We start from the raw sequence: 24,285 nt of genomic DNA, 5'->3' as shown, positions 1-24,285 counted from the left end.
TCGAGTCTATCTTATTAAATTCAAAAATCCTTTATCAGTAACAGAATTGCCATCATACATTTCGGCAAATACTACATATGCATAAACACCTACAGGTTGCGGTACTCCTTTGAACTTACCATCCCACCCACGTTTTATATCTGTGGTTTCATATATTAATTGCCCCCATTGGTTGTAGATGCGCAATAAACCTTTTTTAACCGTTGTTCCATATACACTGAAATAATCATTCATGCCATCATCATTTGGAGTAAATGAATTGGGCACCCAGAAATCGTATGGACGCAGCACCGCTATTGCAATTTCGGCAGTGGTAACACAACCTGCATCTGATTTAGCCGTTACTTTTACTACTGTTGCCGTGTCAGGCATTAATACCTGGCTCAGCGCTGTTTGCGAACCGAACAAAACTGCAGGTTCCCATGCCGTTATACTATAAGGAGTGGTAGAACCTGTTTTGATAGTTACCGGCTTGCCTTTATCAACCGGGTTAGGCGTAGCCGTTAGTTGCAGATCAAACTGTTGTGTAGTGATATTTACATAAGTAACTATCTGGATACTATCGCAACCGTTCACGTTCGTTATATTTTTCTGCAGCTTGGTCGATTGAGTATAAGTTACTCCTTCATACGTTAAGCTGTTACATCCATAAACTGACGTAGCCTGTACAACAGGAGCCGCCAATGTTTTCAATACTAAAGTGGCAACAGAATCGCAACCGTTCGCATTGGTTAGAGTAACCGAATAAGTTCCGCCAGACGAGTAAGTTTTACCATTCCAGGTATATGGCAATTGATTAGGACAAATTGTTTGGCTGGTAACACTTGCCGTAGCCGAATTTACAATAAGATTCAGTGTTATGATAGAATCGCAGCCTGCTGCATTTGTTAACGTTACGGCATAAGTACCTGCGGTTGAGTAAGAATTTCCATTCCATGTATATGGTAATTGCGATGGGCAGATGCTTGTTGTAATGTTGCTGGTAGTAACTGCTTTTACCTGAAGAATAAGTGTGGCAATAGAATCACAACCTGCGGCATTCGTTAAAGTTACAGGGTAGCTGCCTGCAGAAGAGTATGCGTTCCCATTCCAGCTAACAGGTAATTGATTTGGACAAACAGAAATGGTGGTACTGCTTGCCGATGTTTGTTTAGTGCTAAGATTCAATGTGGCTATGGAATCGCAGCCTGCTGCATTTGTTAATGTTACATTGTAGCTGCCAGGAGCAGAGTATGCGTTTCCGTTCCATGAATAAGGCAATTGACTTGCACAAACAGCAATATTAGTAGTGCTGTTGGTAGCTGCTTTTAATGTAAGATTTAATGTGGCAATAGAATCACAACCAGCCGCATTGGTCAAGGTTACATTGTAAACACCAGCAGATGTATACGGATTGCCATTCCAGGTGTAAGGCAAGCTGCCCGCACAAACTGCGATATTAGTATTGCTAATAGTTGTATTCTTCAATGTTAAATGTAAGGTCACCACAGAATCGCATCCTGCAATATTTTTCAGTGTAATACTATAGTCGCCGGCAGCGGCATAGCTATTGCCATTCCAGCTATATGGTAAAGCTGATGGGCAGGTGCTTGCATCCACAGAAGTATTGATAGTAGACGAAACTGTCAGATTAAGAATAGCGACAGAATCGCAACCTGCTGCATTTACAAATGTGGCAGAATAATTTCCTGTGCCATTATAGGAGTTGCCATTCCATGAATAAGGTAATTGTCCCGGGCATACATTGATATTCGTAATGCTCGAACTTGTGGCTTTTAATGTTAAGTGTAAGGTAGCAATTGAATCGCATCCTGTTGCATTTGTTAGCTGTACATGGTAATTTCCCGAATCAGCATATGAGTTACCATTCCATGAATAAGGCAATTGACTTGCGCATACAGCAGTAGTTGTTAAGCTGGTAGTAGTATCGTGGATGGTCAATGTTAAAGTAACGATAGAATCGCAACCGGCTGCATTGGCAGTATGATATTGATAAGTGCCCGCAGCAGTATAATCAACACCATTCCAGTTAAATGGCAATTGATTGGAACAGATGATCTTGCTGTCTGTTCCAACGGTAGTGTCAGAAACCGTTAAGATCAATGTTGCAATGGAATCGCATCCGGCAGTACTTGCGGTGTGATAAGTATAAGCTCCCGGAATTGTATAATCAACGCCATTCCAGTTAAATGGTAATTGATTGGAGCAAATAATTTTATTAATTGTTTCTCTGGTAGTATCTGTTACAGTCAATGTTAAAGTAACGAGCGAATCACAATTGGCTACATTGGTAGTATGATATTGGTAAGTACCACCGCTTGTATAAACAGTTCCATTCCATGTATATGGCAATTGATTGGAACAAATGGTTTTGCTGTCTGTTCCTAATGTAGTATCTGTTACAGTTAATACTAATGTTGCGATTGAATCGCATCCGCCTGCATTTGCAGTTTGATAAGTATAAGAACCGGTAGCTGTATAGTCAACACCATTCCAATGATACGGTAATTGATTAGAACAGATAGTTTGTGTATTGGTACTTCTTGTCGTATCGCAACAAATAACAATATTCAATTTCAATGTTGCAATAGAATCGCAACCGCCTATACCGGTACTGTGATAATTATATGTTCCTGCGGTAGAATAATCAACACCATTCCAGTGATAAGGCAAAGCTGTAGTGCAAACTGTTACAGAATCAAAGCTTGTTGTTGAGTCGCTAACCATAAGATCAAGAGTTGCAGTGGAATCACAGCCTGCAACATTGATTAATGGTACATTATATATGCCAGCCGAAGTATAAGAATTTCCATTCCATGAATAAGGTAATGCACCGGTGCAAATAGTAATTGTGTCTGAGCTATTAGTAGGAGTTAGGATAATAATATTTGTTGTATGATATAAGCTATCGCAACCACCAATGCTTCTTATTGTATCTGCTATTGAAGTGGATGAGGTGTATGTGATGCCATTAAAGATTACACTGTTGCAATTCTTCAGTGTATCAATTATTGTGACAGGTGTAATTGGTGTAATAATGATATTGGTTGTATGATACAAACTATCACAACCACCAGCAGTTTTGGTAGTATCCGTTACCGAAGCAGATGAGGTATAGGTTATACCGTTAAAGGTGACCCTGCTGCAATCTTTGATAGAGTCAGTAACCGTTACCGGAGTTATTGGCGCAATAATGATATTAGTCGTATGATACAAACTATCGCAACCACCAGCAGTTTTGGTAGTATCCGTTACCGAAGCAGATGAGGTATAAGTAATACCGTTAAAGGTAATACTGCTGCAATCTTTGATAGAATCAGTCACAGTTACCGGAACGATCGGCGCAATGATAATGTTTGTAGTATGATATAAGCTGTCACAACCACCTGCAGTTTTGGTAGTATCTGTTACGGATGCTGATGAGGTATACGTAATACCGTTAAAGGTGACGCTGCTGCAATCCTTGATAGAATCGACAGTAATAACCGGAACAATAGGAGCAATGATGATATTAGTAGTATGATACAAACTATCACAACCGCCTGCACTTCTTGTCGTATCTGTTACGGATGCTGATGAGGTATAGGTTATGCCGTTAAAGGTGACGCTGCTGCAATCTTTGATAGAGTCAGTCACAGTTACCGGAACGATCGGCGCAATGATAATGTTTGTAGTATGATATAAGCTGTCACAACCACCTGCAGTTTTGGTAGTATCCGTTACTGAAGCAGAAGAGGTATAAGTGATACCGTTAAAAATAACGCTGCTGCAATCCTTGATAGAATCAACAGTAATAGCCGGAACGATCGGCGCAATAATGATATTGGTTGTATGATATAAGCTATCACAACCACCTGCACTTCTTGTGGTATCTGTTACGGATGCTGAAGAGGTATAAGTGATACCGTTAAAGGTGACACTGCTGCAATCCTTGATAGAGTCAGTAACCGTTACCGGAGTTATTGGCGCAATAATGATATTAGTCGTATGATACAAGCTATCACAACCGCCTGCGCTTCTTGTGGTATCTGTTACCGAAGCAGATGAAGTATAAGTAATACCGTTAAAGGTGACACTGCTGCAATCTTTGATAGAATCGACAGTAATAACCGGAACAATAGGAGCAATAATGATATTAGTAGTATGATACAAACTATCACAACCGCCTGCGCTTCTTGTGGTATCTGTTACCGAAGCAGATGAGGTATAGGTTATACCGTTAAAGGTGACGCTACTGCAATCCTTGATAGAATCAACAGTAACAACCGGAACGATCGGTGCAATGATGATATTGGTTGTATGATACAAGCTATCACAACCACCTGCACTTCTTGTCGTGTCTGTTACGGAAGCAGAAGAGGTATAAGTGATACCGTTAAAGGTGACACTGCTGCAATCCTTGATAGAGTCAGTAACCGTTAACGGAACGATCGGTGCAATGATGATATTGGTTGTATGATACAAACTATCACAACCACCAGCAGTTTTGGTAGTATCCGTTACTGAAGCAGACGAGGTATAAGTTATACCGTTAAAAATAACGCTGCTGCAATCCTTGATAGAGTCAGTAACCGTTACCGGAACAATAGGAGCAATAATGATATTAGTCGTATGATACAAACTATCGCAACCGCCTGCGCTTCTTGTGGTATCTGTTACCGAAGCAGATGAAGTATAAGTGATACCGTTAAAGGTGACGCTGCTGCAATCTTTTATCGAGTCAATAACCGTTACCGGAGTTATTGGCGCAATAATGATATTAGTCGTATGATACAAGCTATCACAACCGCCTGCGCTTCTTGTGGTATCTGTTACCGAAGCAGATGAAGTATAAGTGATACCGTTAAAGGTAATACTGCTACAATCCTTGATAGAATCAACAGTAATAACCGGAACGATCGGCGCAATGATGATATTGGTCGTATGATACAAACTATCGCAACCGCCTGCGCTTCTTGTGGTATCTGTTACTGAAGCAGATGAAGTATACGTGATACCGTTAAAGGTGACGCTGCTGCAATCCTTGATAGAATCAACAGTAATAACCGGAACGATCGGCGCAATGATGATATTGGTCGTATGATACAAACTATCGCAACCGCCTGCGCTTCTTGTGGTATCTGTTACAGATGCTGACGTTGTATACGTAATACCGTTAAAGGTAATACTGCTGCAATCTTTTATCGAGTCAATAACCGTTACCGGAGTTATCGGCGTAATAATAATGTTTGTAGTATGATACAAGCTGTCACAACCACCTGCACTTCTTGTGGTATCTGTTACGGATGCTGAAGAGGTATACGTAATACCGTTAAAGGTGACACTGCTGCAATCTTTGATAGAGTCAGTAACCGTTACCGGAACAATAGGAGCAATAATGATATTAGTAGTATGATACAAACTATCACAACCGCCTGCGCTTCTTGTGGTATCTGTTACCGAAGCAGATGAGGTATAGGTTATACCGTTAAAGGTGACGCTACTGCAATCCTTGATAGAATCAACAGTAACAACCGGAACGATCGGTGCAATGATGATATTGGTTGTATGATACAAACTATCGCAACCACCTGCACTTCTTGTCGTGTCTGTTACGGACGCAGAAGAGGTATAAGTGATACCGTTAAAGGTGACGCTGCTGCAATCCTTGATAGAATCAACAGTAACAACCGGAACGATCGGTGCAATGATGATATTGGTTGTATGATACAAACTATCGCAACCACCTGCACTTCTTGTCGTGTCTGTTACGGACGCAGAAGAGGTATAAGTGATACCGTTAAAGGTGACGCTGCTGCAATCCTTGATAGAATCGACAGTAATAACCGGAACAATAGAAGCAATGATGATATTAGTCGTATGATACAAACTATCACAACCGCCTGCACTTCTTGTGGTATCTGTTACAGATGCTGACGTTGTATACGTAATACCGTTAAAGGTGACGCTGCTGCAATCTTTTATCGAGTCAATAACCGTTACCGGAGTTATTGGCGCAATAATGATATTAGTCGTATGATATAAGCTATCACAACCGCCTGCACTTCTTGTGGTATCTGTTACGGACGCTGAAGAGGTATACGTAATACCGTTAAAGGTGACACTGCTGCAATCTTTGATAGAATCAGTCACAGTTACCGGAACTATTGGAGCGATGATGATGTTCGTAGTATGATACAAACTATCACAACCACCTGCAGTTTTGGTAGTATCTGTTACTGAAGCAGACGAGGTATAAGTAATGCCGTTAAAGGTAATACTGCTGCAATCTTTAATAGAGTCAGTAACCGTTACCGGAACAATAGGAGCAATGATGATATTAGTTGTATGATACAAACTATCACAACCACCAGCAGTTTTGGTAGTATCCGTTACTGAAGCAGACGAGGTATAAGTTATACCGTTAAAAATAACGCTGCTGCAATCCTTGATAGAGTCAGTAACCGTTACCGGAACGATCGGCGCAATAATGATATTAGTCGTATGATACAAACTATCGCAACCGCCTGCGCTTCTTGTGGTATCTGTTACCGAAGCAGATGAAGTATAAGTGATACCGTTAAAGGTGACGCTGCTGCAATCCTTGATAGAATCAACAGTAACAACCGGAACGATCGGTGCAATGATGATATTGGTTGTATGATACAAGCTATCACAACCACCTGCACTTCTTGTCGTGTCTGTTACGGATGCTGATGAGGTATACGTAATACCGTTAAAGGTGACGCTGCTGCAATCCTTGATAGAATCGACAGTAATAACCGGAACAATAGGAGCAATGATGATATTAGTAGTATGATACAAACTATCACAACCGCCTGCACTTCTTGTCGTATCTGTTACGGATGCTGATGAGGTATAGGTTATGCCGTTAAAGGTGACGCTGCTGCAATCTTTGATAGAGTCAGTCACAGTTACCGGAACGATCGGCGCAATGATAATGTTTGTAGTATGATATAAGCTGTCACAACCACCTGCAGTTTTGGTAGTATCCGTTACTGAAGCAGAAGAGGTATAAGTGATACCGTTAAAAATAACGCTGCTGCAATCCTTGATAGAATCAACAGTAATAGCCGGAACGATCGGCGCAATAATGATATTGGTTGTATGATATAAGCTATCACAACCACCTGCACTTCTTGTGGTATCTGTTACGGATGCTGAAGAGGTATAAGTGATACCGTTAAAGGTGACACTGCTGCAATCTTTTATCGAGTCAATAACCGTTACCGGAGTTATTGGCGCAATAATGATATTAGTCGTATGATACAAGCTATCACAACCGCCTGCGCTTCTTGTGGTATCTGTTACCGAAGCAGATGAAGTATAAGTAATACCGTTAAAGGTGACACTGCTGCAATCTTTGATAGAATCGACAGTAATAACCGGAACAATAGGAGCAATAATGATATTAGTAGTATGATACAAACTATCACAACCGCCTGCGCTTCTTGTGGTATCTGTTACCGAAGCAGATGAGGTATAGGTTATACCGTTAAAGGTGACGCTACTGCAATCCTTGATAGAATCAACAGTAACAACCGGAACGATCGGTGCAATGATGATATTGGTTGTATGATACAAGCTATCACAACCACCTGCACTTCTTGTCGTGTCTGTTACGGAAGCAGAAGAGGTATAAGTGATACCGTTAAAGGTGACACTGCTGCAATCCTTGATAGAGTCAGTAACCGTTAACGGAACGATCGGTGCAATGATGATATTGGTTGTATGATACAAACTATCACAACCACCAGCAGTTTTGGTAGTATCCGTTACTGAAGCAGACGAGGTATAAGTTATACCGTTAAAAATAACGCTGCTGCAATCCTTGATAGAGTCAGTAACCGTTACCGGAACAATAGGAGCAATAATGATATTAGTCGTATGATACAAACTATCGCAACCGCCTGCGCTTCTTGTGGTATCTGTTACCGAAGCAGATGAAGTATAAGTGATACCGTTAAAGGTGACGCTGCTGCAATCTTTTATCGAGTCAATAACCGTTACCGGAGTTATTGGCGCAATAATGATATTAGTCGTATGATACAAGCTATCACAACCGCCTGCGCTTCTTGTGGTATCTGTTACCGAAGCAGATGAAGTATAAGTGATACCGTTAAAGGTAATACTGCTACAATCCTTGATAGAATCAACAGTAATAACCGGAACGATCGGCGCAATGATGATATTGGTCGTATGATACAAACTATCGCAACCGCCTGCGCTTCTTGTGGTATCTGTTACTGAAGCAGATGAAGTATACGTGATACCGTTAAAGGTGACGCTGCTGCAATCCTTGATAGAATCAACAGTAATAACCGGAACGATCGGCGCAATGATGATATTGGTCGTATGATACAAACTATCGCAACCGCCTGCGCTTCTTGTGGTATCTGTTACCGAAGCAGATGAAGTATACGTAATACCGTTAAAGGTGACGCTGCTGCAATCTTTAATAGAGTCAATAACCGTTACCGGAGTTATTGGCGCAATAATGATATTAGTCGTATGATACAAGCTATCACAACCGCCTGCGCTTCTTGTGGTATCTGTTACGGACGCTGAAGAGGTATAAGTGATACCGTTAAAGGTGACGCTGCTGCAATCCTTGATAGAATCAACAGTAATAACCGGAACGATCGGCGCAATAATGATATTAGTCGTATGATACAAACTATCGCAACCGCCTGCGCTTCTTGTGGTATCTGTTACCGAAGCAGATGAAGTATAAGTAATACCGTTAAAGGTGACGCTGCTGCAATCTTTAATAGAGTCAGTAACCGTTACCGGAGTTATCGGCGTAATAATAATGTTTGTAGTATGATACAAGCTGTCACAACCACCTGCACTTCTTGTGGTATCTGTTACAGATGCTGACGTTGTATACGTAATACCGTTAAAGGTGACGCTGCTGCAATCTTTTATCGAGTCAATAACCGTTACCGGAGTTATCGGCGTAATAATAATGTTTGTAGTATGATACAAGCTGTCACAACCACCTGCACTTCTTGTGGTATCTGTTACGGATGCTGAAGAGGTATACGTAATACCGTTAAAGGTGACGCTGCTGCAATCCTTGATAGAATCAACAGTAATAACCGGAACGATCGGCGCAATGATGATATTGGTCGTATGATACAAACTATCGCAACCGCCTGCGCTTCTTGTGGTATCTGTTACCGAAGCAGATGAAGTATACGTAATACCGTTAAAGGTGACGCTGCTGCAATCTTTTATCGAGTCAATAACCGTTACCGGAGTTATTGGCGCAATAATGATATTAGTCGTATGATACAAGCTATCACAACCGCCTGCGCTTCTTGTGGTATCTGTTACGGACGCTGAAGAGGTATAAGTGATACCGTTAAAGGTGACACTGCTGCAATCCTTGATAGAGTCAGTCACAGTTACCGGAACGATCGGCGCAATGATAATGTTTGTAGTATGATACAAACTATCGCAACCGCCTGCGCTTCTTGTGGTATCTGTTACTGAAGCAGATGAAGTATAAGTGATACCGTTAAAGGTGACGCTGCTGCAATCCTTGATAGAATCAACAGTAATAACCGGAACGATCGGTGCAATGATGATATTGGTTGTATGATACAAACTATCGCAACCACCTGCACTTCTTGTCGTGTCTGTTACGGATGCAGACGAGGTATAAGTGATACCGTTAAAGGTGACGCTGCTGCAATCCTTGATAGAGTCAGTAACCGTTACCGGAGTTATTGGCGCAATAATGATGTTAGTAGTATGATATAAGCTATCGCAACCACCTGCACTTCTTGTCGTGTCCGTTACGGATGCAGACGAGGTATAAGTGATACCGTTAAAGGTGACGCTGCTGCAATCCTTGATAGAATCAACAGTAATAGCCGGAACAATAGGAGCAATGATAATGTTTGTAGTATGATACAAACTATCACAACCGCCTGCGCTTCTTGTGGTATCTGTTACGGACGCTGAAGAGGTATACGTAATACCGTTAAAGGTGACGCTGCTGCAATCTTTGATAGAGTCAGTAACCGTTACCGGAGTTATTGGCGCAATAATGATATTAGTCGTATGATACAAACTATCGCAACCGCCTGCGCTTCTTGTGGTATCTTTTACCGAAGCAGATGAAGTATAAGTAATACCGTTAAAGGTGACGCTGCTGCAATCTTTTATCGAGTCAGTAACCGTTACCGGAGTTATTGGTGTAATAATGATGTTAGTAGTATGATATAAGCTATCACAACCACCTCCGCTTCTTGTCGTGTCCGTTACAGATGCAGATGAGGTATAAGTGATACCGTTAAAGGTGACGCTGCTGCAATCCTTGATAGAATCGGTCACAATAACTGACGGAGGACTTACAATTAAATGTAATGTAGCAATAGAATCACAACCAGCGCTATTGGTAAAATGTAATGAAGCAACAGTAGAGCTTGTATAATTATTGCCATTCCAAACAAACGGCAACTGGTTAGAACAACGAGTTACGACAGTATCGCTCACCGTTGTATCCTTTACAGTAAAGTGAAGCGTAGCGATGGAGTCGCAACCTGCACTATTGGTAAAATGTAATGAAGCAACCGTCGACGCATTATAGTTATTGCCATTCCAAACAAATGGCAACTGGTTAGAACAACGAGTTACGACAGTATCGCTCACCGCTGTATCCTTTACAGCAAAGTGAAGTGTAGCGATGGAGTCACAACCTGCACTATTGGTAAAATGTAATGAAGCAACTGTCGACGCATTATAGTTATTGCCATTCCAAACAAACGGCAACTGGTTAGAACAACGAGTTACCACAGTATCACTCACCGCTGTATCCTTTACAGCAAAGTGAAGTGTAGCGATGGAGTCGCAACCTGCACTATTGGTGAAATGTAATGAAGCAACTGTCGACGAAGAATAATTATTGCCATTCCAAACAAACGGCAACTGGTTAGAACAACGAGTTACGACAGTATCGCTCACCGTTGTATCCTTAACTGTAAAGTGAAGCGTAGCGATGGAGTCACAACCTGCACTATTGGTAAAATGTAATGAAGCAACTGTCGACGAAGAATAATTATTGCCATTCCAAACAAATGGTAATTGATTAGAGCATTTGGTTACCACAGTATCACTCACCGTTGTATCCTTTACAGTAAAGTGAAGCGTAGCGATGGAGTCGCAACCTGCACTATTGGTAAAATGTAATGAAGCAACCGTCGACGCATTATAGTTATTGCCATTCCAAACAAATGGCAACTGGTTAGAACAACGAGTTACGACAGTATCGCTCACCGCTGTATCCTTTACAGCAAAGTGAAGTGTAGCGATGGAGTCACAACCTGCACTATTGGTAAAATGTAATGAAGCAACTGTCGACGCATTATAGTTATTGCCATTCCAAACAAACGGCAACTGGTTAGAACAACGAGTTACCACAGTATCACTCACCGCTGTATCCTTTACAGCAAAGTGAAGCGTAGCGATGGAGTCGCAACCTGCACTATTGGTAAAATGTAATGAAGCAACCGTCGACGCATTATAGTTATTGCCATTCCAAACAAACGGCAACTGGTTAGAACAACGAGTTACGACAGTATCACTCACCGTTGTATCCTTTACAGTAAAGTGAAGCGTAGCGATGGAGTCGCAACCTGCACTATTGGTAAAATGTAATGAAGCAACCGTCGACGCATTATAGTTATTGCCATTCCAAACAAACGGCAATTGGTTGGAACAACGAGTTACGACAGTGTCGCTCACCGTTGTATCCTTAACTGTAAAGTGAAGCGTAGCGATAGAATCACAACCTGCACTATTAGTAAAGTGAAGCGAAGCCGTTGTAGTGCTTATATAATTATTGCCATTCCAAACAAATGGTAATTGATTAGAGCATTTGGTTACCACAGTATCACTCACCGTTGTATCCTTAACTGTAAAGTGAAGAGTAGCGATGGAGTCACAACCTGCGCTATTAGTAAAGTGAAGTGAAGCGGTGGTAGAGTTTGTATAATTATTACCATTCCAAATGAACGGTAATTGGTTGGAACAACGAGTTACAACTGTATCGCTTGTTGTAGTATCCTTAACTGTAAAGTGAAGTGTAGCGATGGAGTCGCAACCTGCACTATTGGTAAAATGCAATGAAGCGACCGTCGACGAAGAATAATTATTACCATTCCAAATAAAAGGCAATTGATTAGAACAACGAGTTACGACAGTATCGCTCACCGTTGTATCCTTTACAGTAAAGTGAAGCGTAGCGATGGAGTCGCAACCTGCACTATTGGTAAAATGTAATGAAGCAACTGTTGACGAAGAATAGTTATTGCCATTCCAAACAAACGGCAACTGGTTAGAACAACGAGTTACGACAGTATCGCTCACCGTTGTATCCTTAACTGTAAAGTGAAGTGTAGCGATGGAGTCACAACCTGCACTATTGGTAAAATGTAATGAAGCAACTGTTGACGAAGAATAATTATTGCCATTCCAAACAAACGGCAACTGGTTAGAACAACGAGTTACGACAGTATCGCTCACCGTTGTATCCTTAACTGTAAAGTGAAGTGTAGCGATGGAGTCACAACCTGCACTATTGGTAAAATGTAATGAAGCAACTGTCGACGAAGAATAATTATTACCATTCCAAACAAACGGCAATTGATTAGAACAACGAGTTACGACAGTATCGCTCACCGTTGTATCCTTTACAGTAAAGTGAAGTGTAGCAATCGAATCACAACCTGCACTATTGGTGAAATGTAATGAAGCAACTGTAGAGCTTGTATAATTATTGCCATTCCAAACAAACGGCAATTGATTGGAACAACGAGTTACGACAGTATCACTCACCGTTGTATCCTTAACTGTAAAGTGAAGAGTAGCGATGGAGTCACAACCTGCGCTATTAGTAAAGTGAAGCGAAGCGACCGTCGAAGTATTATAGTTATTGCCATTCCAAACAAACGGCAATTGATTGGAACAACGAGTTACGACTGTATCACTCACCGTTGTATCCTTTACAGTAAAGTGAAGTGTAGCGATTGAGTCGCAACCTGCACTATTAGTGAAATGTAATGAAGCGACCGTCGAAGCATTATAGTTATTGCCATTCCAAACAAACGGCAATTGATTGGAGCAACGAGTTACAACTGTATCGCTTGTTGTTGTGTCCTTAACTGTAAAATGAAGTGTAGCGATCGAATCACAACCTGCACTATTGGTGAAATGCAATGAAGCAACAGTAGAGCTTGTATAGTTATTGCCATTCCAAACAAACGGCAACTGGTTAGAACAACGAGTTACGACAGTATCGCTCACCGTTGTATCCTTAACTGTAAAGTGAAGCGTAGCGATGGAGTCACAACCTGCACTATTGGTAAAATGTAATGAAGCAACCGTCGACGCATTATAGTTATTGCCATTCCAAACAAATGGCAACTGGTTAGAACAACGAGTTACGACAGTATCGCTCACCGTTGTATCCTTAACTGTAAAGTGAAGTGTAGCGATGGAGTCACAACCTGCACTATTGGCAAAATGTAATGAAGCAACTGTCGACGAAGAATAATTATTGCCATTCCAAACAAAAGGCAATTGGTTAGAACAACGAGTTACGACAGTATCGCTCACCGTTGTATCCTTTACAGTAAAGTGAAGCGTAGCGATAGAATCACAACCTGCACTATTGGCAAAATGTAATGAAGCAACTGTCGACGAAGAATAATTATTGCCATTCCAAACAAAAGGCAATTGGTTAGAACAACGAGTTACGACAGTATCGCTCACCGTTGTATCCTTTACAGTAAAGTGAAGCGTAGCAATCGAGTCGCAACCTGCACTATTGGTAAAATGCAATGAAGCGACCGTCGACGCATTATAGTTATTGCCATTCCAAACAAACGGCAACTGGTTAGAACAACGAGTTACGACAGTATCGCTCACCGTTGTATCCTTAACTGTAAAGTGAAGCGTAGCGATGGAGTCGCAACCTGCACTGTTAGTAAAATGCAATGAAGCAACAGTAGAGCTTGTATAGTTATTGCCATTCCAAACAAACGGCAATTGGTTGGAACAACGAATTACCACTGTATCACTCACCGTTGTATCCTTTACAGTAAAGTGAAGCGTAGCGATGGAGTCGCAACCTGCACTATTGGTAAAATGTAATGAAGCAACCGTCGACGCATTATAGTTATTGCCATTCCAAACAAATGGCAACTGGTTAGAACAACGAGTTACGACAGTATCGCTCACCGCTGTGTCCTTCACAGCAAAGTGAAGTGTAGCGATGGAGTCACAACCTGCACTATTGGTAAAATGTAATGAAGCAACTGTCGACGCATTATAGTTATTGCCATTCCAAACAAACGGCAACTGGTTAGAACAACGAGTTACCACAGTATCACTCACCGCTGTATCCTTTACAGCAAAGTGAAGTGTAGCGATGGAGTCACAACCTGCACTATTGGTAAAATGTAATGAAGCAACTGTCGACGCATTATAGTTATTGCCATTCCAAACAAACGGCAACTGGTTAGAACAACGAGTTACCACAGTATCACTCACCGCTGTATCCTTTACAGCAAAGTGAAGTGTAGCGATGGAGTCGCAACCTGCACTATTGGTGAAATGTAATGAAGCAACTGTCGACGAAGAATAATTATTGCCATTCCAAACAAACGGCAACTGGTTAGAACAACGAGTTACGACAGTATCGCTCACCGTTGTATCCTTAACTGTAAAGTGAAGCGTAGCGATGGAGTCACAACCTGCACTATTGGTAAAATGTAATGAAGCAACTGTCGACGAAGAATAATTATTGCCATTCCAAACAAATGGTAATTGATTAGAGCATTTGGTTACCACAGTATCACTCACCGTTGTATCCTTTACAGTAAAGTGAAGCGTAGCGATGGAGTCGCAACCTGCACTATTGGTAAAATGTAATGAAGCAACCGTCGACGCATTATAGTTATTGCCATTCCAAACAAATGGCAACTGGTTAGAACAACGAGTTACGACAGTATCGCTCACCGCTGTATCCTTTACAGCAAAGTGAAGTGTAGCGATGGAGTCACAACCTGCACTATTGGTAAAATGTAATGAAGCAACTGTCGACGCATTATAGTTATTGCCATTCCAAACAAACGGCAACTGGTTAGAACAACGAGTTACCACAGTATCACTCACCGCTGTATCCTTTACAGCAAAGTGAAGCGTAGCGATGGAGTCGCAACCTGCACTATTGGTAAAATGTAATGAAGCAACCGTCGACGCATTATAGTTATTGCCATTCCAAACAAACGGCAACTGGTTAGAACAACGAGTTACGACAGTATCACTCACCGTTGTATCCTTTACAGTAAAGTGAAGCGTAGCGATGGAGTCGCAACCTGCACTATTGGTAAAATGTAATGAAGCAACCGTCGACGCATTATAGTTATTGCCATTCCAAACAAACGGCAATTGGTTGGAACAACGAGTTACGACAGTGTCGCTCACCGTTGTATCCTTAACTGTAAAGTGAAGCGTAGCGATAGAATCACAACCTGCACTATTAGTAAAGTGAAGCGAAGCCGTTGTAGTGCTTATATAATTATTGCCATTCCAAACAAATGGTAATTGATTAGAGCATTTGGTTACCACAGTATCACTCACCGTTGTATCCTTAACTGTAAAGTGAAGAGTAGCGATGGAGTCACAACCTGCGCTATTAGTAAAGTGAAGTGAAGCGGTGGTAGAGTTTGTATAATTATTACCATTCCAAATGAACGGTAATTGGTTGGAACAACGAGTTACAACTGTATCGCTTGTTGTAGTATCCTTAACTGTAAAGTGAAGTGTAGCGATGGAGTCGCAACCTGCACTATTGGTAAAATGCAATGAAGCGACCGTCGACGAAGAATAATTATTACCATTCCAAATAAAAGGCAATTGATTAGAACAACGAGTTACGACAGTATCGCTCACCGTTGTATCCTTTACAGTAAAGTGAAGCGTAGCGATGGAGTCGCAACCTGCACTATTGGTAAAATGTAATGAAGCAACTGTTGACGAAGAATAGTTATTGCCATTCCAAACAAACGGCAACTGGTTAGAACAACGAGTTACGACAGTATCGCTCACCGTTGTATCCTTAACTGTAAAGTGAAGTGTAGCGATGGAGTCACAACCTGCACTATTGGTAAAATGTAATGAAGCAACTGTTGACGAAGAATAATTATTGCCATTCCAAACAAACGGCAACTGGTTAGAACAACGAGTTACGACAGTATCGCTCACCGTTGTATCCTTAACTGTAAAGTGAAGTGTAGCGATGGAGTCACAACCTGCACTATTGGTAAAATGTAATGAAGCAACTGTCGACGAAGAATAATTATTACCATTCCAAACAAACGGCAATTGATTAGAACAACGAGTTACGACAGTATCGCTCACCGTTGTATCCTTAACTGTAAAGTGAAGTGTAGCAATCGAATCACAACCTGCACTATTGGTGAAATGTAATGAAGCAACTGTAGAGCTTGTATAGTTATTGCCATTCCAAACAAACGGCAATTGGTTGGAACAACGAATTACCACTGTATCACTCACCGTTGTATCCTTTACAGTAAAATGAAGCGTAGCGATGGAGTCGCAACCTGCACTGTTGGTGAAATGTAATGAAGCAACAGTAGAGCTTGTATAATTATTGCCATTCCAAACAAAAGGCAATTGGTTAGAGCATTTGGTTACCACAGTATCGCTCACCGTTGTATCCTTTACAGTAAAGTGAAGCATAGCGATGGAGTCGCAACCTGCACTATTGGTGAAATGTAATGAAGCAACTGTCGACGAAGAATAATTATTGCCATTCCAAACAAACGGCAATTGGTTGGAACAACGAATTACCACTGTATCACTCACCGTTGTATCCTTTACAGTAAAATGAAGCGTAGCGATTGAGTCGCAACCTGCACTATTAGTGAAATGTAATGAAGCGACCGTCGAAGCATTATAGTTATTGCCATTCCAAACAAACGGCAATTGATTGGAGCAACGAGTTACAACTGTATCGCTTGTTGTTGTGTCCTTAACTGTAAAATGAAGTGTAGCGATCGAATCACAACCTGCACTGTTAGTAAAGTGAAGCGAAGCGACAGTCGAAGTATTATAGTTATTGCCATTCCAAACAAATGGTAATTGATTAGAGCATTTGGTTACCACAGTATCACTTGTTGTAGTGTCTTTAATGGTTAGATTTAAAGTCAGTATCGAATCACAGCCAACACTATTAACCAAAGTATCTTTATATGAACCTCCAGATGAATAATTATGCCCGTTCCAATTAAAGGGCAACGTACTGTTGCAAACACTTGTGTCAATAATTTTTGTAGTAACTGCTTTTATTGTCAAATTCAATGTTGCAATGGAATCACATCCTACACTATTTACCAATGTATCCTGGTAAGAGCCTGGAGTTGAATAGGTTTTTCCATTCCATGTTATAGGTAAGGCATTGCTGCAAACGCTTGAGTCTTTTGTACTGGTGCTTATTGGTTTTATTGTGATATGCAATGTTGCAATCGAGTCGCAATGAGTAACGAGACTTGTTAATGTATCATTATATGAACCAGCTGCATTGTATGTATTACTATTCCAAACTACAGGGAATGAATTACTACAAACACTTGTGTCAGAAATACTCTTTCTTACGGTATCCACAATGACCTTCACCGTATCTGTTACGGTACAAGGTGTAGAGAAATTCATGTCATCAATAGTAAAATCATTACCTAAACCTGTTATATCCAGATCATATAATGATATGGTTGCAGTGCTTGAGTTTGCTACCCATGTTTGCGTAACCTGTTGCCAGTTGCCGCATGTAGTAGTAGCGGGCGCTTGTATAGTGCTACCTACTTGTGTTCCATTGATCTGCGTTTGTACATTTCCGCGTGCAGGATCGGTTGACACTTTTTGTATCCAATAAGAAAATGTATAGGTAGAGCCAATATTAACAGGAATAGATTGTTGCCAAAACGTATAATTAGCGCCATTAGTCGCATCCGATCCATCAACGATCAACATTTTACCTGAACCTGTGGTATGATCGGGACATGTTGTAAAATACTGATCAAGGTTTTGAGGGTTTGTACCGACAGCATACGATTGTCGTGCTATTGTTTGTGATGTATAGTTTATATAATCAGATGTAAAACCTACATTGCCTGCTTCAAAATCAGGATTGGTAATAAGATTGGTATTGGTTTGAGTAGTAACCGTATAAGTGGTGGTGCTTGTTGGCGTTGCAGTAGGATTTGCAATATTCGGATTGTTCAAACTTCCCGCAGGAGACCATGTATATACGCCGCTTCCGCCGGTTGCAGATAATTGAACAGCAGATCCGGGGCAGATAGTTGTATCGTTGGAAACGATCAATGGATTATCAAAACTGGTGATCGTAATAGTTGAGCTTGAAACGGTATTAGGCACAGCATCCATTACCGTTACTATATAATTCCCGGGTGCTAAACCTGAAAATGTTCCTGTTGTGGAAGTATATGGACCTCCCGGACCAGTAAGTGTGTAAGTATAAGGGGGTGTTCCTCCATTACCTGTTGCTTTAATAGAACCATTGCTAAATCCTGAACAACTCGGATTCGTATTGTCATAAATTAATGAAAGTGGGGCAGGCGTACATGTTTTCAAAGGGGCTTGTCCAAATAAGCTTGGATTGGTAAATGCCTGGTTGTTATTGGTGCTCCACGAAACCTGTCTATCTCTCGCACCTCCATCATCATCATCATCTACCTGCACATCAATGCCGATCGTTCTTCCATCTGTAGGTACTCCTCCAATTTGTGTCCAGGGAATGGCAATTTCTACCGTGTACCCGGCAGCGTTAGAATTAACAGCAGTGGTTATATTGGCAAGCCTGCTGCCAATATTTGTTCCACCTTGTTTTGTTCCATCTCTTTTTACCCCAAATTGAAAATCATCCGCATCGTATGATGTCCCTTTACTGTTATTGCCATCAATAAAAATTTCTACAGCATCATCATCCCACCAGTTGGGGCCATCGTTTTGATTATTAGGATCATTAACCTGCACTAATAAATACAGATTGTTGGCATCATACATTCCTCTCCATTGTGTGCCTACAAAATCTGCAGGTATGGTACCGATAGTTGCTTTTTGAATGGGCTTTGGTAATGCTTTGCTCCACGCAGCTTCTACACTTCCGTTTATAGTAATGGCTGATGTTGCATCTACGATCATAGATGCATCGCAGGATGTACCGCAATTGGTTACTGACAATACTAATGTTGAAATAGAATCACAACCCGATGAGCTTGTTAATGTGTCATTAAAAGTTCCTGATGTGTTATACGTATGACCGCTCCATACATAAGGTAAAGCAGTTGTACAAACAGAAGCAAAAGTAGTATCAATAACAGGCGCAACAAATAGAGTATGTGTTAGTGAGCTATCTTGTACATAAGCCCAGTTGTCAATTAAACGTTGATTACCCCAGGAGCCTTGATTAATAGAACCGCTGTTTGTTCCGTTATCAGTAGCACTGCTTCCGCAACCTGTCCAGTCATGCACGCCGCCACCGGAACTATTCACTCCACCTGATCCGTTTATTAATGGTGTAGTAGAACAGTTAGAACCACTTGGAAGATTAGTGTCATTCCAATAAATAGTGTTGTCCGGCGCTTGAGGACCATTTAACCTGGTCACTCTTAACCCTCCAAAAATTTCTATATCAGTTTGTACAAAATGCGTTTCACCAATTTTATCGATCAGTACTTTCACATTCATTGGCTGCCAAATAGGTATTTGATTTCCTAGTCCGTCTAATCCATTAAATGGAATAGAGTTGGCGCCATTGGAAAAGTTTAGCGTATCTTTTATATCTACAGGATCGTCATAGCTGCCATTATTATTTACATCAATCTCTATTACTCCAGATCCCGTAAAATTGGTTACATTAAAATTGATCTTACCTGCTGCCAAACAAGCGCTCGTTCTGCTGAAAACAGGATTTGAAAGAGTTGGGATAACCGGTGGCGTTAGTAATGATTCTGTTACTTGTCCGCTCCCTGCAGCTACATTAAAACGTGGAGCCGATGCAGGAAGCCCGGCATCAAAAGAAGAAAAGAATATTTTGTTAGAAGGGCCGCAATTGGCATCATCAGGGCCTAAACCTGAACTAACTCCCGAATAAGAAACGCTTGAATAAGCAGAAGTACAAGACCCCGGTGCTGTACGAACACCCAATGAATCGGATACAATGGTATAATACAAACCATTCATGCCGGAATAAGTAGCAGAATATTGATATCCGCCCGGAGTTAAAAAATACAAAGTAAAATCAGGCTCAACGCCGGATGAATTATCATGTCCATGTAAGCTTTCTGTCCATGTTCTTCCGGTAATTTCTGTACCGCCGGAATTGTACACATTTATTCGTGGGCAAACAATGTTGTCATCTGAAGTGCTGGTGGGGATCGCTTCTAATGTCCAGATACCTTCTGTACCTGCTGTTACATTCTGTAATGCTGTTGTACAATCACTTCCTACCGTACCATTAATAGTACAACTGGTCAAAAAACCGGTAGGTGTATATATATTAATTGTCCATGTACCGGGATTACCTCCATCATTTGTTCTAATAACATCCCAATCAATTTTTTCTCCTGCTTTAGCATATGCGTATAAATAAAAAGAACCGTATTTCCCGGGCCATCCATTGTAGGTTCCTCCACTAAGGCAATTTCTTGGAGGTGTTGGCGGTGTGGTAAATGTTTGTACTGTACCATAGGTTACTCCTGCGGAGTTAACGGCAAAAGCTTTTACATAATAAGTGGTATTGGGTTGTAAACCTGTAAGTGAAGTAGAAAAAGATCCGGTACTGTTCACTCCGTTCAGGATTTTGCCGCCACCTGATGTGCTATTGGTATCTGTAATTGGGCTGGTACTATAAATGATACCCCGTTCTAAAATATTAGAGCCTCCATCGCTGGTAACATTACCACCTGTTGTAGCAGTTGTGCTGGTAACGCCTGTGGCTGCAGTGGTTGTAATAGTTGGAGGAGATAATACGATGATCTGTTGTGCGCCTTGAGCTGCTATGGAGCCACAGGTAGTAGGTGTGCCCGAAAAAGTTAAATTGCTTGTGGCTATTGCGGAAGGTGTAATACTATGCCCTGATGTAGCACCGCCTGCAACATCGGTAGTCACCCAGAAATATCCTGCAGTATTTGCAGTAATAGATTGAGAAAACGGACCAAAATTAATTGGACTTGTTGTTAAATTAGTAGTAACAGTACTTAATAAAGTAGCTCCTGTAAATATATTGGTAGGAGTGTAGTAAAGTTTATAATTAGATATATCGCTTGCAGTTAACCCGCTATTTGTAAATGGAAACGTAAAATTCGTTAAGGTTAAAGCTGTTTGCGCACCAACAGAAAAATTAGTAAGAATGTTACTGGTGGTTCCTGCACCCATTGTACCGGCGGCCACTGCAGTATTAGCACCTAACGTTGCATTGGCACAGAATGCAGCAGTTGATGTTCCGCATATAACAACATTTTTTATAGCAAGTGTTCTTCCATTATTACCTGTTATATATAAGCGTAATGATTTGGAAGAACCGTTGGGGACCGAAATAGATACCGGAATAGAAACATTATCTGGTGAACCGGAACTGGTAGAAGAGGCTGTGCCTGTTGCTCCGGTTGGAGTAGTTCCATCGTATACATTAAAAATAAGAGAACCTGAACTATTGCTTAGGAATGTATTAAAAGTAATACTCGTTATTGTTAGGTTATTCCCAGTTGCAGGTGTTATAGGAAATTCAAGATAAATATTATCGGCTGTATTAACGGTAGCCGGCCAGTTTACACCACCGGGTTTATTAAAGCGTTGCCAGCTAAAGCCACCTGAGTTTGTATAGGTTGGAGTAGCCATTCCTGCGCCGATCAATTCTGTATTGCCTGTTGTTGAATTGCCCGAATTAGCTGTTTGCGCTGTTGATGATGCTAACGACCAGGTTTGGCAAAAAGTTTGTGCAATTGTATTAGTAGTGCAAAAAAGCGATGCAATTAATAAAAACGGAAAAATAAGTTTGCGGAAGGATATAAAAAAAAAGCCTTTGCCCATAGTTTTTTCTATGGCGGTTAGCAGCATTCTCCAAAAAGAACCCAATAATGTAAAAAGTAGAATTGGGTTTTTCATTTAACAAGATTCTCCATTAACATATTAAAACTGAGGGCGATTTTGGGATATGTTATCATTAAGGAAAGCCTTTCACAATCTTCACTACTATCTACTATTCTTTAATGCCTTTCAAATCATCAAAGGGTATAAAATCCATCTTAATAATTGAAAAATTAATCAACCTGTACAATAAGATTTTTAAGTTAGCAATTCCGCAAGCAAAATGAGGAGAAAAGTCTTATTACAAGCAAATCGTTTAATCGTTTTATGCGTACAATTTACAGCTAAGAATCTAATTAGCAAAAAATTAACTCAGTTAATTATATATATTGATAAATTTAAATTTGAATATTTTTTATTGAGACAAATTTGTTTTAAAGAATAACATCTGTTAGCACTGCTTTTTCCTTACTTTTTTATGATTTTTTTAATTTTTTTCGGTTTTAAGAGATGTTTTCTAAACCAAATAATTTTTTACATTTTTTTCCTCATTTTTCCCATTTAAGGCACTGGATCATATATCGTTCTTTGTCATTAGAACTAATCTTGCGTTTTGGGTGTTATCTTTACGCTTTCCTACGTGTGATTTTGAATTTCCACTAAGGCTAAGTTTTTTAATAATGAGTACTGATATAGATATATTAAAGGATGTTTCTACCAGGGAATATGAATACGGATTTACAACCGATATAGAAACAGAATATGCTCCCAAAGGCCTGTCTGATGAGACAGTGCGGTTCATTTCTGCTAAAAAGAATGAGCCTGAATGGTTGCTGGAATTACGTTTAAAGGGGTTACAGCAATTTCAAAAAATGGAAATGCCAAGCTGGCAAAATTTTGAAATGCCTTATATTGATTTTCAGGCAATATCATATTATGCGGCTCCAAAAAAGAAAGCTAAATATGAGAGTCTGGATGAAGTAGACCCTGAATTATTGGCAACTTTCGAAAAATTGGGTATACCGATAAACGAACGAAAGAAATTAGCCGGAGTTGCTGTAGATGTTGTGTTTGACAGTGTTTCGGTAGCAACAACGTATAAAGAAAAACTGAATGAGCTTGGAATTATATTTTGTTCTTTCAGTGAAGCTGTACAAAAACATCCGGACCTGGTACAGAAATATCTGGGCTCTGTTGTTCCGCATACAGATAACATTTTTGCAGCATTAAACGCAGCGGTCGTCTCCGATGGTTCATTTGTATATATTCCAAAAGGCGTTCGTTGCCCGATGGAATTATCTACTTATTTCCGGATCAACGCTGAAAACACCGGCCAGTTTGAACGTACTTTAATTATTGCTGATGAAGGAAGTTATGTAAGCTACCTCGAAGGTTGCACGGCACCCATGCGTGATGAGAACCAGTTGCACGCTGCTGTGGTAGAGTTAATTGCTTTAGAAAATGCAGAGATAAAATATTCAACTGTTCAAAATTGGTATCCCGGCGATAAGGATGGTAAAGGAGGTATTTACAACTTTGTTACCAAGCGTGGAATTTGCAAGGGTGCAAATTCAAAAATTTCATGGACACAAGTAGAGACAGGTTCTGCCATCACGTGGAAATATCCAAGTGTGATCTTACGTGGCGATAATTCGATCGGTGAATTCTATTCTGTAGCGTTGACCAAAAATTTGCAGATAGCCGACACCGGTACCAAGATGTTTCATATTGGGAAAAATACCCGTAGCCGCATTATTTCAAAAGGTATTTCTGCAGGGAAAGGACAAAACAGTTATCGTGGATTGGTGCAGGTATCTAATGGAGCTGATAACGCCAGGAACTTTACCCAGTGTGACTCTTTGCTGATCGGTGATGAATGCGGCGCTCATACATTTCCTTACATTGAATCAAAAAATACTTCAGCAGTAGTGGAGCATGAGGCGACTACTTCTAAAATTGGTGAAGACCAAATATTTTATTTGAATCAACGTGGTATTGATACAGAAAAAGCCGTTGCCTTAATTGTAAATGGTTATGCCAAAGAAGTATTAAATCAATTACCAATGGAGTTTGCCATTGAAGCACAAAAATTATTGGCAATTTCATTAGAAGGAAGTGTAGGATAGATTGACTCCTCTAAAA

Annotated in this window: 2 protein-coding genes; one reads left to right on the top strand and one right to left on the bottom strand. The window is 40.6% G+C overall.

What is annotated here, in order from left to right:
- Positions 1-6: 6 nt before the first annotated feature.
- Positions 7-22,221 (bottom strand): sugar-binding protein, encoded by a 22,215-nt coding sequence (locus K9M53_RS09420; RefSeq protein WP_224014159.1) that lies wholly within the window; start codon positions 22,219-22,221, stop codon positions 7-9.
- 602 nt (positions 22,222-22,823) lie between these two features.
- On the opposite strand from K9M53_RS09420, the gene sufB reads away from it, so the two are divergent.
- Positions 22,824-24,269, top strand: coding sequence for a Fe-S cluster assembly protein SufB (sufB, locus tag K9M53_RS09415; protein WP_224014156.1), 1,446 nt, complete (start codon positions 22,824-22,826; stop codon positions 24,267-24,269).
- Positions 24,270-24,285: the final 16 nt, after the last annotated feature.

The sequence above is a fragment of the Ferruginibacter albus genome (assembly GCF_020042285.1).
Taxonomy (GTDB): Bacteria; Bacteroidota; Bacteroidia; order Chitinophagales; family Chitinophagaceae; genus Ferruginibacter; species Ferruginibacter albus.
Note: the sequence above shows the minus strand (reverse complement) of the source record. Positions and strands in the feature narration are given on the sequence as shown.